This window comes from Pseudomonas sp. GL_093 (assembly GCF_057837605.1).
On sequence record NZ_CM174448.1, the window covers coordinates 6,435,202 to 6,449,668 of the forward strand.

The following is a 14,467-nucleotide window of genomic DNA, read 5'->3' on the forward strand; positions in this document are numbered from 1 at the left end:
AGTCAGGTGTTCACAATTGCCCTACCTAATCAGGTAGGACATTCGTAGACAAACCTCCTTACAATCCCTTCTTTGTTAGCTGCCTAAGCAAGGATTCTGAATGCAAGCCGCCAACCCGCGTCGCGGGTACATTCTGGGCCTGAGTGCCTACATCATCTGGGGACTTTTCCCGCTCTACTTCAAAGCCATCGCCAGCGTGCCCGCCGTGGAGATCATCATCCACCGAGTGCTCTGGTCCGCGCTGTTCGGCGCCTTGCTGCTGATGGTGTGGAAACATCCGGGCTGGTGGCGCGAGTTGCGTGACAACCCGAAACGCCTGGCGATCCTGGCCCTGAGCGGCACGCTGATCGCGGCCAACTGGCTGACCTACGTCTGGTCGGTGAACAACGGGCGCATGCTCGAAGCCAGTCTCGGTTACTACATCAACCCGCTGGTGAACGTGCTGTTGGGCATGCTGATCCTTGGCGAACGACTGCGGCGCATGCAATGGCTGGCGGTTGGCCTGGCAGCGGTTGGCGTCGCGCAGCAGGTCTGGCAAGTCGGCAGTCTGCCGTGGGTGTCCCTGGTGCTGGCGCTGACGTTCGGTTTCTACGGACTGATCCGCAAGCAGGCACCGGTCAAGGCGCTGCCGGGGCTGGTGGTGGAAACCTGGATGCTGGTGCCGATTGCCATTGCCTGGCTGCTTTTCAATCAGACAGCCACAAGCGCTCAGCCCGAATTCTGGACCACGTCCGAAGCCTGGTGGCTGGTGGCCGCCGGTCCGGTGACGCTGGTGCCGCTGGTGTGTTTCAACGCCGCTGCACGGCATTTGCCCTACACGACGCTGGGATTCCTCCAGTACCTGGCGCCGACGCTGGTGCTGTTGCAGGCCGTTCTGCTGTTTGGCGAACATTTGTCGTCGAGCACACTGGTAGCGTTCATCTTTATCTGGGCCGGTCTGGCGGTTTACAGCGTCGACGCGTGGATAAGTCTGCGACGCCGCTGCTGATCAAAAAACACCCAAACCTCTGCAAGCCACGGCTCCCGTGGCTTGCATCGATCCTTCCCAAGGTTATCCACAACGTGATCCCCGGCGTTTGTGCGCAAGTCCATGAAACTGCTGGTTTTTTGATCAAATCCTGAAGAACCCCGGCCGACGTGGCCTGGCGGGCTGTCTCTACAGGTTATCCACAGGCAGGTGCACGTATAACTTGGATAACCTGTTCAGGGTTCACTGCGCAGCACCAATTCGACCATCAAATCATCCGCCAGGGTTTCCAGGCGCGATTGCAGCACGTCCAGGGACAGCGTCAGCGGCACCGCCAGAATCGCTTCAGCGTGGAACAAAGGCTCGCTGCTCATCGGCGCCGGACGTACTTCGGTCACCAGACGCTCCAGGTTCACGCCCTGCTCGCTCAGCAGACGGGTGATGTCTCTCACGATCCCTGGGCGGTCATTGCCCACCAATTCCATGGCAATCGGTTTCCAGGTGCAGGATTGCTCGATGCCGCTTTCGGCAATCAGCACGCGAATGCCATGGGCGGACAACGCCTGTAGGGCATCGACCAATTCATCGTAGGCCTCGGCCGGCACACCCACACGAAGAATCCCGGCGAACTGCCCAGCCATGCGCGACATGCGGCTCTCCAGCCAGTTGCCGCCGTGCTCGGCGATGCATTGGGCAATGCGCTCGACCTGCCCTGGCTTGTCCGGAGCGAAAACAGTGAGTACGAGGTGGTCCATGGCGCAGCCCTCTTGTCATGACTTTTGTTATAGAAAAGCAAGTATAGGCAAGGGGCGAGAATCGGCTCGGCGTCTCAGAAAACCAAAGCCCCATAGCAGGGCAATGAAGATTATGTGTACAAGTTTTTATATTTAACTGGAACAATCCAATGGTTTTTTGAGAACATCCCGTACCCCGACGTGACCGCAATGCGTCATAGCGTCGCAGAACGACGTAATTAGTCTAATTTTCACAAGCGCAATTCATCATGTAGTATGCCGCAGCGCGCACTACATAACGCTGGATCGATGTCTGCCGCAGGTGCAGCCACAACCCTGAAAGCCCCGTCAGCAAGGCCTCAACGCCGTTGATTGGTCATAACCCAGCCGCCCGCAATGGCATGTACTGGTCAAAAGGTTTGTGGTTTAAATGCCAGAGGCTTCATTGTTAAATTGAAGAGCTGAAAAGCGAAATAGCTGAGCAGAGTGAGGCAAGCAATGACTGAACACGTTCAAGTCGGTGGCCTGCAGGTCGCCAAAGTCCTGTTCGACTTCGTGAACAACGAAGCCATTCCCGGTACCGGCCTCACCGCCGATAAGTTCTGGGCCGGTGCCGACAAGGTCATTCATGACCTGGCGCCGAAGAACAAAGCCCTACTCGCCAAACGCGATGATTTCAAGGCTCGTATTGATGGCTGGCACCAATCCCGTGCCGGCCAGGCGCACGACGCCGTGGCTTATAAGGCCTTCTTGCAAGACATCGGTTATCTGCTGCCAGAAGCGGCCGATTTCCAGGCAACGACGCAAAACGTCGATGACGAAATCGCCCGCATGGCCGGTCCACAGCTTGTGGTTCCGGTGATGAACGCCCGTTTCGCGCTCAACGCCTCGAACGCCCGTTGGGGTTCGCTGTATGACGCGCTCTACGGCACCGATGCCATCAGCGAAGCTGACGGCGCGGAAAAAGGCAAAGGCTACAACAAGGTTCGCGGCGACAAGGTCATCGCCTTCGCCCGTGCCTTCCTCGACGAAGCGGCGCCATTGGCTGCCGGCACTCACGTCGACTCCACCGGCTACAAGATCGTTGACGGCAAACTGGTGGTCGCCCTTAAAGGCGGCAGCAATACCGGCCTGCGCGACGATGCACAGCTGATCGGTTTCCACGGCGATGCAACCGCACCGACCGCGATCCTGCTGAAAAACAACGGCCTGCACTTCGAAATCCAGGTCGATGCCAGCACCCCGGTCGGCCAGACCGACGCTGCCGGCCTCAAAGACATCCTGATGGAAGCCGCGCTGACCACCATCATGGACTGCGAAGACTCCGTCGCCGCCGTCGATGCCGATGACAAAGTGGTGATCTACCGCAACTGGCTCGGCCTGATGAAGGGCGATCTGTCGGAAGAAGTCTCCAAGGGCGGTCAGACCTTTACCCGCACCATGAACGCCGACCGCACTTATACCGGTGTCGATGGTAAAGAACTGAGCCTGCACGGTCGTTCACTGCTGTTCGTGCGCAACGTCGGTCACCTGATGACCATCGACGCGATCCTCGATAAGGACGGCAACGAAGTGCCGGAAGGCATCCTTGACGGTCTGGTCACCAGCCTCGCGGCAATCCACAGCCTCAACGGTAACAACTCGCGTAAGAACAGCCGTACCGGCTCGGTCTACATCGTGAAACCGAAGATGCACGGCCCGGAAGAAGCGGCGTTCACCAACGAACTGTTCAGTCGCATCGAAGAAGTGCTCGGTCTGCCGCGCAACACGCTGAAAGTCGGGATCATGGACGAGGAACGCCGTACCACGGTCAACCTCAAGGCCTGCATCAAGGCTGCCAGCGAGCGTGTAGTGTTCATCAACACCGGATTCCTCGACCGTACCGGTGATGAAATCCACACCTCCATGGAAGCCGGCCCGATGGTGCGCAAGGCGGACATGAAGGCTGAGAAGTGGATCGGTGCCTACGAGAACTGGAACGTCGATATCGGTTTGAGCACCGGCCTGCAAGGTCGCGCGCAGATCGGTAAAGGCATGTGGGCCATGCCGGACCTGATGGCAGCGATGCTCGAACAGAAAATCGCTCACCCGATGGCCGGTGCCAACACTGCCTGGGTTCCATCGCCGACCGCTGCTGCGCTGCACGCGCTGCATTACCACAAGGTCGATGTGTTCGCCCGTCAGGCCGAACTGGCCAAACGTGCACGCGCTTCGGTGGATGACATCCTGACCATCCCGTTGGCCGTCAATCCAGACTGGACCGCGGAACAGATCAAGAACGAACTGGACAACAACGCCCAGGGCATTCTCGGTTACGTGGTGCGCTGGATCGACCAAGGCGTCGGTTGCTCGAAAGTGCCGGACATCAATGACGTCGGCCTGATGGAAGACCGTGCGACGCTGCGTATTTCCAGCCAGCACATCGCCAACTGGCTGCGTCACGGCATCGTCACCGAAGATCAGGTCATGGAAAGCCTCAAGCGCATGGCGCCAGTGGTTGACCGTCAAAACGCCAATGACCCGCTGTATCGTCCGCTGGCACCTGACTTCGACAGCAACATCGCCTTCCAGGCGGCCATCGAACTGGTGGTCGAAGGCACGAAGCAACCGAACGGCTACACCGAGCCGGTCCTGCACCGTCGTCGCCGCGAGTTCAAGGCTGCCAATGGCCTGTAACTAAGCGCTGACCCCGGACAAAAAAAAGCCCTGATCGAAAGATCAGGGCTTTTTTGTTTCAAATCGGTTCCTACACATCCATTCCCAACTCATGTTTGACCAGCTCCAACAGCTTGCCGGTATCGACAGGCTTGAGCAGGAAGTCGACCACGCTCAAGTGCATCGCAGCGATCGCATCTTTCACGTCGGCGTCACCGGAAACGATGATGAACGGCATTGCTGCACGAACCGATTCACGGACCTGGCGGATCAGGTCCAGACCATCGACATTGCCCATCCGCAGATCGGTGATCACCAGGCCAATCGAGGGCATCGTCTCCAACATCTTGAGTGCGGTTTCGCCACTGGCGGCAGTCATGCAGCGCACCCCGTCCAGCGCCAGAATCTCCGACAGCAACTCGCGCGCATCTTTATCGTCGTCGACGATCAGCACCCGCTGCGGCGGCAGGTCAGGTTCCAGCATGACGTCACTCAGCGCCTTGCGCTCGGCGTCACTCAAAATATCGTGGTCGGACATGGCTTACTCTACGTTTTCATTTCTATTCCCTAGCACATCCGTCAGACATCGCTAAGCGGGCCTTTAATGTGCACGTCGTCGGAAAAGTTTCCTATAGCCAATGTAGGAGGTTTTTCCCACCGTTGCGTCAGACATTTCCCAAATACCGACAGCTTCCCTGCCTACCTAGACTTACGTCCAATGGGCACCCCGCGCGCAGGGGCCGACCATGGCTCAGTCATCCGACAACAACAATTCAAAAAAAGACTGCGGTAATGGTTATGAGTAAAGAGGACGCCTTCACACAGGCAGGGAAAACCGCGGTGTTGCAGAACATCCAGGGCACGTTGCAATTCCTTCAGCGCTTCCCGCCCTTCAATCAAATGGAACACGCCCACCTGGCGTACCTGGTCGAACAGTGTCAGCTGCGTTTTTATGCGCCCGGCGAGAGCATCCTCAAGCCCGCCGACGGCCCGGTTGAGCATTTCTACATCGTCAAACAAGGCCGGGTCGTGGGTGAACGCCCCCATACGGCCAAGGGCGGCACCGAAACCACCTTCGAAATCACCACCGGCGAGTGTTTCCCCCTCGCCGCGCTGCTGGGTGAGCGCGCGACTCGAACCGAGCATCTGGCCTCCGAAGACACCTTTTGCCTACAGCTGAACAAGCTGGCGTTCATCAAACTGTTCGCGCTTTCCAACGCGTTTCGCGACTTTTCCTTACGCGGCGTGAGCAGCCTGCTGGATCAGGTCAACCAGCAAGTCCAGCAAAAAGCCGTGGAAACCCTCGGCACCCAGTACTCGCTCAATACCCGCCTGGGCGAATTGGCCATGCGCCATCCGGTCACCTGCAGCCCGACCACGCCGCTGCGTGAAGCCGTGACCCTGATGCATGGGCAGCAGGTCGGCAGCATTGTGGTGGTCGACGAACATAAAGCGCCGCTGGGCATTTTCACCCTGCGCGACCTGCGCCATGTGGTGGCCGACGGCACTAACGATTTCAACGAAGCTATCGAACGCCACATGACCCGGGCGCCGTTTTACCTGTCGCCGGACCACAGCGCCTTCGATGCGGCGATTGCCATGACCGAGCGGCACATCGCCCACGTCTGCCTGGTCAAGGATCATCGCCTGTGCGGCGTGGTCTCGGAACGTGATCTGTTTTCTCTGCAACGGGTCGATCTGGTGCATCTGGCGCGGACTATCCGCAGCGCCCAGAAGGTGGAAAATCTGGTCGCAATGCGCGGCGAGATCGGCCAACTGGTGGAACGCATGCTGGCCCACGGTGCCTCTTCAACTCAGATCACGCACATCATCACCTTGCTCAACGACCACACCGTGTGCCGGGTGATCGAACTGACCCTCGCCGAGAAAGGTGACCCCGGGATTCCGTTCAGTTGGCTGTGCTTCGGTAGCGAAGGCCGCCGCGAGCAGACGCTGCACACCGATCAGGACAACGGCATTCTGTTCGAAGCCCGGGACGCGGCCCACGCCGCCGAGATTCGCGGCAAGTTGTTGCCCATCGCCCAGCACATTAACCAGAGCCTGGCGCTCTGCGGTTTCACCCTGTGCAAGGGCAACATCATGGCCGGCAACCCTGAGCTGTGTCTGTCCCGGGCCGAATGGTCGCGACGTTTTGCGGCGTTTATCCGCGAGGCAACGCCGGAGAACCTGCTGGGTTCGAGCATTTATTTCGACTTGCGGGTGGTCTGGGGCGACGAGCAAGGCTGCGAGCAGCTGCGCCGGGGAATTCTCGATCAGGTGAATGACAACCGACTGTTCCAACGGATGATGGCCGAGAACGCCCTGCGCAACCGTCCGCCCGTAGGGCGTTTCCGTGAGTTCGTACTGGCTCGCAAGAATGGCGAGAAAGCCACTCTGGACTTGAAGGTCCAGGGGCTGACACCGTTTGTCGACGGTGCCCGACTGCTTGCGTTGGCCCATGGGATCGAGGCGAACAACACGCTGGAACGCTTTCGCCAACTGGTGGACAAAGAAGTCATCGAACGGCTGGACGGTGCGGCGTACGAAGAGGCCTATCACTTCATCCAGCAAGCCCGCATGCAGCAACATCAGCTACAAACCCGGGAGAACTTGCCCTACTCCAACCGGGTCGATCCGGACAGCCTCAATCATCTGGATCGACGGATCCTGCGTGAATCCCTGCGCCAGGCACAACGCCTGCAAAGCAGCCTGGCTCTGCGGTATCAGCTATGAGTCTGTTTTCATGGCTGCGCCCGGCAGGTCCGAGCCTTCCCGGCGAACTCCAACAACGTCTGCAACGCTTGCCCCCGGCGGCAGAGCTGGGCGAATGCAGCCTGCGCGAACAGCGCTGGGTGGTGCTCGACCTGGAAACCACCGGGCTGAACCTGAACAAGGATCGGGTGTTGTCCATCGGCGCGGTAGTGATCGAGGACGGCGCGATCGATTTCAGCCAGCAGTTCGAGCGCACGTTGCAATGCACCGACATGAAGTTGGCTCCCAGCGTGTTGATCCATGGCCTGGGGCCGAGTGCGATTGCCGCGGGCAGCGATCCGGCTCAGGCCCTGGTCGAATTCATGGAATTTGTTGGCGATAGTCCGGTGTTGGCGTTTCATGCGCCGTTCGATCAGCACATGCTCGGGCGCGCTTTGAAAGACCATCTGGGCTACAAGTTGCAGCATCCGTTTCTGGATGTGGCTGATATCGCGCCGCTGCTTTGCCCTCAGGCGCACATTCGCGATGCCGGGCTGGATCAGTGGATCGACTGGTTCAAACTGGAAGTGTTCGAGCGCCACAATGCCAGTGCCGATGCGTTGGCCACCGCTGAGCTGGCGTTGATTTTGTTCAGCCGGGCGCGGCAGATGCAGATTCATAGCCCGTTGAATCTGCAGCAGCGGTTGAGTCAGTGGAAGCGGCGACAGCGAGCGCCTTCTTTTTAACAGCCACCGCAATCCTGTGTAGCAGCTACCGAAGGCTGCGTTCGGTTCGGGCCGCGATCGGACGCAGCAGTCGCAAAATCAGCGCTCGCGGTGCATCAGGCAGACCTTGCAGACAGGTTTGGCGACTGCTTCGCAGCCGAACGCAGCCTTCGGCAGCTGCTACAAGATCCGTGCGGGTCCTAAAAATCTGGTTATCCCCACCCGACCAACGCCAATTGCTTACCTCCCCCGCCTCTGACACAATCGCGAACAATTCTCGTTAGTTAATACTTCCCAATCGGTGATGCTGCGTGTCGTCAGTCCAAAGCCCTCAAAGTGAGCTCGTTGGTGCGTTGTATCGCGACCATCGCGGTTGGCTATTGGCCTGGCTGCGACGCAATGTGGCCTGTCCGCAACGAGCCGAAGACCTGAGTCAGGACACTTTCGTGCGTTTGCTGGGTCGTGAAGAACTGAAGGAGCCGCGTGAACCGCGCGCGTTTCTGGTGGCGATTGCCAAGGGTCTGCTGTTCGACTATTTCCGCCGCGCCGCGCTGGAACAGGCCTACCTCACCGAACTGATGCTGATCCCCGCAGGTGAACAACCGTCGGTGGAGGAACAGCAACTGATCCTCGAAGACCTCAAAGCCATCGACCGTCTGCTTGGCAAGCTCTCAAGCAAAGCCCGGGCAGCGTTTCTCTATAACCGTCTCGACGGCCTCGGCCACGCCGAAATCGCCGAGCGCCTGGGTGTGTCGGTACCGAGGGTGCGTCAGTACCTGGCCCAGGGCATTCGTCAGTGCTACATCGCTTTGTACGGTGAGCCGGTATGAGTCCCGTCAGCTCCAAACCCGTCTCGGCGCAGGTGCTGGATGCGGCGATTGCCTGGCAATTGTCCCTGGATTCCGGCAACCCGGTGGATCGCGAAGAGTTCGCCAAATGGCATGCCGCCCACGAAGAACATGCGCGGGCCTGGCGCCAATTGGGCATGCTCGACCAGCGCTTCAGTGTTGCCAGCGGTCCGGCCCGCACCGCGTTACTGCAATCGCGCGAAAGCATTCGCCGGCGCGTGCGAAAACTCGGCAGCGGCGTGGCCAGCATCGTCGCGGTGATCGGGTTGGCGCTGTTCGCCGGTGATCGTTATCTGCCGATCGACTATTGGCTGGCCGACCAGCGCACCGCCACCGGCGAGCAACGCACCCTGCGCCTGACCGACGGCACGCTGATCAACCTCAACACCCACAGCGCCGTGGATGTGCGTTTCGATGAAAAACAACGGCTGATCATCCTCCAGGAAGGGGAAATCCTCGTCGAAACCGGCCATGGCGACGCCCGGCCGTTTATCGTCGAAACCCGCGAAGGCAGCCTGCGTGCACTGGGGACGCGGTTCCTGGTCAAGCGTGAAGAAGACGGTACGCGCCTGAGCGTGCTGAAGTCGGCGGTGGCGGCCCATCCCGAGTCGAGTCCTGAAGAGCAGATTCTGCGTGAAGGCCAACAAGTCCTGATGCGCAGCAATGGCCTCGGGCCGATTGTCGCGCTCAACCTCGGCGCCGATGCCTGGACCCGCGGCATGCTGGTGGTGGACAACGCACGGCTGGAAGACCTGGTCCATGAACTCGGTCGTTATCGCCGCGGGCATCTTGGCGTTGCGCCAGAAATCGCCGACCTGCGAATCACCGGCAGCTTCCCGCTGCACGACACTGATCTGGCCCTGAGCGCCCTGCTGCCGACCCTGCCGGTGCAGATCGAACAGCACACGCCGTGGTGGGTGACGGTTGCGAAGGCTGAAGCCAAGTGATGTTGAACCAGGTAAGACGCCTTCGCGAGCAGGCTCGCTCCCACATTTGAAATGCGTTCCCTTGTGGGAGCGAGCCTGCTCGCGAAGGGGCCATCAGCTTCGCCACATCAAAACGACCTGTTTACTGAATCGAAATTATTTTCAATCAGCCCTATCACTTTTGAATTCTCGTTCGGCACCTAGGCAATTGAGAAATATTTCCATTCAGGAGCCGCTGTATGTCCCGTTCGCTCGACACCTTGTTGCGCCCCAGTTTGCTGGCGATTGCCATTGCCCTTTGCGCCCCTCTGGCCAGCAGTCAGCTGATGGCCGCTGAACAGGCGTCCAGCGTTCGCGCCTACAACCTGCCAGCCGCGCCATTGGCCAGCACCCTGAACCAGATCGCCAGCCAGGCCGGTCTGGCGCTGTCGTTGAATCCTTCACTGGCAGCGGGCAAGACCTCGGCGCCGGTCGAAGGCCAATTCGACGCAGCCGGCGCCCTGCGCGAAGCCTTGCGCGGCACAGGTCTGCAACTGGAACAAAGTAGCGCTGGCACCTACAGCCTGGTGGCCGTGCCTGAAGGCGTGATGGCCCTGCCGGAAACCGCCGTCATTGGCGTGGAAAACACCGAAAGTGCCTGGGGACCGGTGGAAGGTTATCTGGCGACCCGCACCGCCGCCGGCACCAAGACCGATACCGCGCTGGTCGAAGCACCGCGCTCGATTTCGATCGCCACCCGCGAGCAAATGGACGACCGCAATGTGCACAGCCTCGATGACGCGGTGCGCTACATGCCCGGCATCACCGCCAGCAGCTACGGCAGCGACACCCGCGCCGACTGGTTGCGTGTGCGCGGTTTCGAACCGACGCAATTCCTCGACGGCCTGCCACTGCCAAAAGGCGTGTATGCCAACCCGAAACAGGAAACCTGGAACCTCGACCGCCTCGCCCTGCTGCGCGGCCCGGCCTCGTCGGTTTACGGCCAGACCCCGCCAGGCGGTTTGCTGGACATGGTCAGCCGTCGTCCCAGCGCCGAATCGAGCAGCGAAATCCAGGTGCAATATGGCAGCGACAACCATCGCCAGATCAACTTCGCCAGCACCGGCAAGATCGATGACGAAGGCCAGTTCCTCTACGGTTTGAGCGGTGTGGTGCGCGACAGCGGCACGCAGGTCGACCACGTCGACAACAAGCGCTACAACATCGCGCCGAGCCTGACCTGGAACATCGACGAAGACACCAAGTTCACCTTGCTGACGCAATTCACCCACGACGATACCGGCATCACCAGCCAGTTCCTGCCGGTGCAGGGCACCAGGATCCACTCGCCGCTCGGCAAGATTTCCCATCACAAGAACCTCGGCGACCCGGACTGGGAATTCTACGACCGCACCTACTACGCACTGGGCTACGCCTTTGAACATCGTTTGAACGATGTCTGGCAGTTCAAGCAGAACCTGCGCTACACCAAATCGGACCTGTCCTTCCAGGCCCTCACTCCCGGCGCCTACCCGTTCACCCAGGTCGATGCCGAAGGCAACGTTGGCCGCTCGAGCACCAGTGTCGACGAGGACATCAGCCAGTTCGCCGTGGACAACAACTTCCAGGGCGACTTCGCGACCGGCGACATCCGTCACACCCTGTTGATCGGCCTCGATCACCAGCGCACCAACACCCACTACACCTCGATCTTCGGTGACGGTCTGACCACCAACGTCAACAACCCGATCTATGGCCAGCCCATCGTTCGTCCGCCACGCTCAACGGCGTTTTACGACTACAACCAGAAGACCTACCAGACCGGCCTGTACGTCCAGGACCAGATGGCCCTCGACCAATGGCGCCTGACGTTGGGTGGTCGTGAAGACTGGGTCCACACCGGCACCAAATTCTTCAACAAAGGCGATGCCACCAACACCGAGCGCGACAAGAACTTCAGCGGCAACGCGGCGATCAGCTACGTGTTCGACTCGGGCTTCGTGCCCTATCTGTCTTATGCCGAGTCGTTCCAGCCGACCAGCAACGCCACGGCGTCGCCGACCGATTCGCTCAAGCCGACTGAAGGCAAGCAGTGGGAACTGGGCATCAAGTACCAACCGCCTGGCAGCAGCACCCTGCTGACCGCTGCGGTCTACGACCTGACCCAGAAAAACGTCTCCGTCACCACGACCAACTCGGACAACGTTTCGGTCACCAGCCAGACCGGTGAAGTGAAAGTCAAAGGCCTGGAACTGGAAGCCGTTTCCGATGTGACCGAGAACCTCAAGGTCATCGCCGCTTACACCCTGGCCAAATCCGAAGTGCAGAAAGGCGACTTTAAAGGCAATCGTCTGCAACTGATGCCTAACCAGCAGGCTTCGCTGTGGGCCGATTACACCTGGCACAACGGTGTGCTGGACGGTTTCGGCATCGGCGCCGGCGCTCGCTACACCGGCAATACCTACGGCGATCAGGGCAATACCTCGCTCGGCAAGGCTGACGCCTACACCGTGTTCGACGCCGCGGTTCATTACGACCTGGGCCGTCTGGACAACAGCCTCAAAGGCGCCTCCCTGGCACTGAACGCCACCAACCTGTTCGACAAGGACTACATCTCCACGTGCGACAGCTTCTACTGCTACTACGGCGACCAACGCAGCGTCGTCGCCAGTGCCACTTACAAGTGGTAATGGCCTGACCTGACACGCCCAAGTCCCGAGCCGTCCGACATGGACGGCTTTGGTATTTCTGAAGGCTATGAAATGAAAAGCAAAACAATTCGCCGCTGGTCCTTCGTCCACACCTGGACCAGCCTGATCTGCACCGTGTTCCTGCTGATGCTCGCGCTGACCGGCCTGCCATTGATCTTCCATCACGAGATCGACCACTTGCTGGGCGATGCCGCTGAATTGAAGGCGATGCCGGCGGACACCTCGCAGCTGAATTTGCAGCAATTGGTGCAGGCCGCTGAAAAGCATCGCCCTGGCGAAGTCATGCAGTATTTCGGCTTCGACGAAGACGAGCCCAACGCCGCGATTACGATCATGGCGGCCACCGCTGGCACTGAACCGAATTCGTCTCACACCTTCATGCTCGACGCCCGTACCGGCGAAGCGCTGGAGATGCCGTCGGCCAACGGTGGCTTCATGATGATCATGTTGCGCCTGCACGTGGACATGTTCGCCGGTCTGCCGGGCAAGTTGCTGCTGGCGTTCATGGGGATTCTGTTCGTGGTGGCGATTGTCTCCGGGACGGTGCTGTACCTGCCGTTCATGCGGCGTTTGAAATTCGCCACCGTGCGCCAGGACAAATCCACCCGCCTGCGCTGGCTCGATCTGCATAACCTGATCGGTGTAGTGACGCTGACCTGGGCGTTGGTGGTCGGTGTCACCGGCGTCATCAGCGCCTGCGCCGACCTGCTGATTGCCGCGTGGCGCAACGACAGCCTGAGCGCGATGGTCGCGCCGTACCGCGATGCGCCGCCACTGACACAACTGGCGCCCGCGACCCGTTTGCTCGACATCGCCAAGGAAGTCGCACCGGGCATGCAGCCGGACTTCATCGCCTTCCCCGGCACACGCTTCTCCAGCGAACACCATTACGCGGTGTTCATGAAAGGCAGCACTCACCTGACCTCGCACCTGCTGACACCGGTGCTGATCGACGCCAGCACCCTGCAAGTCACCGCCGTGGCCGAACGCCCGTGGTACATGGACGCCATGGGCATGTCTCAACCGTTGCACTTCGGTGATTACGGCGGCATGCCGATGAAGATCCTCTGGGCGACGCTGGATGGGCTGACCATCATCGTCCTCGGTAGCGGGGTTTACCTGTGGGTGGTGCGGCGCAAAGCTGCGAAACCAGCACTCGAGAACACGGAGAGTCCAGCATGAGGCCGCGGCAATCGAATTTCTGGAAAGTCTTCTCCACCCCCACGGTTATCGCCCTGCTCAGCGCTGCGGGGCTGTTCGCCGCGTTGCTGGGGGACGGCGTGTGGGACGCCTTGAGCTGGTTGGGTCTGGGCATTCCCGCAATCCTCGCCCTGCGCGGCCTGCTGCAACGCCGCTAACAACACCGAACCTGTTGCGTGAAACACGCGCTATGCTGCCCAGCACTGTCCCACACCGAGACGCTGCCATGTCCGCCCCCAGCATGACCCTGTTCCACAACCCGTTGTCGCCCTTCGTTCGCAAAGTCATGGTGCTGCTGCACGAAACCGGTCAACAGGACCGCGTGGCGCTGCAAGACTGCGTGCTCACGCCGGTCAGCCCGGACCTGATACTCAACGAAGACAATCCGCTGGGTAAAATCCCGGCCTTGCGCCTGGCCGATGGCAACGTCATCCATGACAGCCGGGTGATCCTCGATTACCTCGACCACCAGCACGTCGGCAACCCGCTGATCCCGCGTAACGGCTCGGCTCGCTGGCGGCGTCTGACCCTGGCCTCCCTGGCCGACGGGATCATGGACGCTGCGGTGCTGATTCGTTATGAAGTCGCGCTGCGTGCCCCGGAAAAACACTGGGACGCGTGGCTCGATGGCCAGCGCGAGAAGATTCGTCGCGGCCTGGCATTGCTGGAAGTGGACGCGATCGCCGAACTGACCAGCCACTTCGATGTGGCGGCGATCAGTGTTGCCTGTGCGTTGGGCTACCTGGATTTGCGCCATCCGGATCTGGAATGGCGCACGACGAATCCGAAGCTGGCGAACTGGTATTTTGAGGTAAGTCAGCGGCCTTCGATGCTGGCGACTATGCCGAAGGTTTAGAGTTTCGCTGGCTGTCTGGGCCTCTTCGCGGGCAGGCTCGCTCCCACAGTTGATCAGTTGTGTGCACGAATTTTGTGTTCACTGGAGATCCTATGTGGGAGCGAGCCTGCTCGCGATGGCACCACACCGGATCTAACGGAAATAACACCGCAATCAGCGTCGCCAACACCTCGCC

12 protein-coding genes are annotated in these 14,467 nt (G+C 60.1%); 10 read left to right on the top strand and 2 right to left on the bottom strand.

From position 1 onward, the window contains the following. Window positions 1-100: 100 nt before the first annotated feature. Window positions 101-988, top strand: a complete 888-nt coding sequence (gene rarD, locus AC3IUE_RS29765) for an EamA family transporter RarD (protein WP_489264480.1) — start codon at window positions 101-103, stop codon at window positions 986-988. A 215-nt stretch (window positions 989-1,203) separates the two neighbouring features. Here rarD and AC3IUE_RS29770 read toward each other — a convergent pair whose 3' ends face one another. Further along, window positions 1,204-1,722: a glycine cleavage system transcriptional repressor gene (locus AC3IUE_RS29770; protein WP_007947710.1), complete on the bottom strand. Its 519-nt coding sequence runs from the start codon at window positions 1,720-1,722 to the stop codon at window positions 1,204-1,206. A gap of 477 nt (window positions 1,723-2,199) precedes the next feature. Here AC3IUE_RS29770 and AC3IUE_RS29775 point away from each other — a divergent pair, with 477 nt between their 5' ends. After that, the gene (locus tag AC3IUE_RS29775) at window positions 2,200-4,377 is read left to right on the top strand and encodes a malate synthase G (RefSeq protein WP_489264481.1); all 2,178 of its coding nucleotides are present in this window, start codon (window positions 2,200-2,202) and stop codon (window positions 4,375-4,377) included. Window positions 4,378-4,447: 70 nt separating this feature from the next. Here AC3IUE_RS29775 and AC3IUE_RS29780 read toward each other — a convergent pair whose 3' ends face one another. After that, on the bottom strand, window positions 4,448-4,894 hold the full coding sequence (locus tag AC3IUE_RS29780) for a response regulator (protein ID WP_489264482.1): 447 nt from the start codon (window positions 4,892-4,894) through the stop codon (window positions 4,448-4,450). Window positions 4,895-5,154: 260 nt separating this feature from the next. Between AC3IUE_RS29780 and AC3IUE_RS29785 the strand changes: the two genes are divergently transcribed. The 8 genes from AC3IUE_RS29785 to AC3IUE_RS29820 all read left to right on the top strand — a co-directional run bounded on the left by AC3IUE_RS29785 (window position 5,155) and on the right by AC3IUE_RS29820 (window position 14,292). Further along, on the top strand, window positions 5,155-7,089 hold the full coding sequence (locus AC3IUE_RS29785) for a putative nucleotidyltransferase substrate binding domain-containing protein (protein WP_330219781.1): 1,935 nt from the start codon (window positions 5,155-5,157) through the stop codon (window positions 7,087-7,089). Further along, window positions 7,086-7,793 carry a 3'-5' exonuclease gene (locus tag AC3IUE_RS29790; protein WP_056741265.1) on the top strand — a complete coding sequence of 236 codons (708 nt, stop codon included), beginning with the start codon at window positions 7,086-7,088 and terminating at the stop codon, window positions 7,791-7,793. Before AC3IUE_RS29785 ends, AC3IUE_RS29790 begins: the two co-directional genes overlap by 4 nt. Before the next feature lie 290 nt (window positions 7,794-8,083). Continuing rightward, on the top strand, window positions 8,084-8,602 hold the full coding sequence (locus AC3IUE_RS29795; RefSeq protein ID WP_046052410.1) for an RNA polymerase sigma factor: 519 nt from the start codon (window positions 8,084-8,086) through the stop codon (window positions 8,600-8,602). Next, entirely contained in the window at window positions 8,599-9,567 is a 969-nt protein-coding gene (locus AC3IUE_RS29800) for a FecR domain-containing protein (protein ID WP_489264483.1), read from the top strand. The genes AC3IUE_RS29795 and AC3IUE_RS29800 overlap by 4 nt, the downstream gene beginning before the upstream one ends. A gap of 218 nt (window positions 9,568-9,785) precedes the next feature. Next, window positions 9,786-12,215 (top strand): TonB-dependent siderophore receptor, encoded by a 2,430-nt coding sequence (locus tag AC3IUE_RS29805; RefSeq protein ID WP_489264484.1) that lies wholly within the window; start codon window positions 9,786-9,788, stop codon window positions 12,213-12,215. 72 nt (window positions 12,216-12,287) lie between these two features. After that, window positions 12,288-13,418, top strand: coding sequence for a PepSY-associated TM helix domain-containing protein (locus AC3IUE_RS29810; protein ID WP_489264485.1), 1,131 nt, complete (start codon window positions 12,288-12,290; stop codon window positions 13,416-13,418). Then, on the top strand, window positions 13,415-13,594 hold the full coding sequence (locus tag AC3IUE_RS29815) for a hypothetical protein (RefSeq protein WP_150658462.1): 180 nt from the start codon (window positions 13,415-13,417) through the stop codon (window positions 13,592-13,594). The genes AC3IUE_RS29810 and AC3IUE_RS29815 overlap by 4 nt, the downstream gene beginning before the upstream one ends. 68 nt (window positions 13,595-13,662) lie before the next feature. Further along, the gene (locus AC3IUE_RS29820) at window positions 13,663-14,292 is read left to right on the top strand and encodes a glutathione S-transferase (RefSeq protein WP_489264486.1); all 630 of its coding nucleotides are present in this window, start codon (window positions 13,663-13,665) and stop codon (window positions 14,290-14,292) included. The last annotated feature ends 175 nt before the right edge of the window (window positions 14,293-14,467 follow it).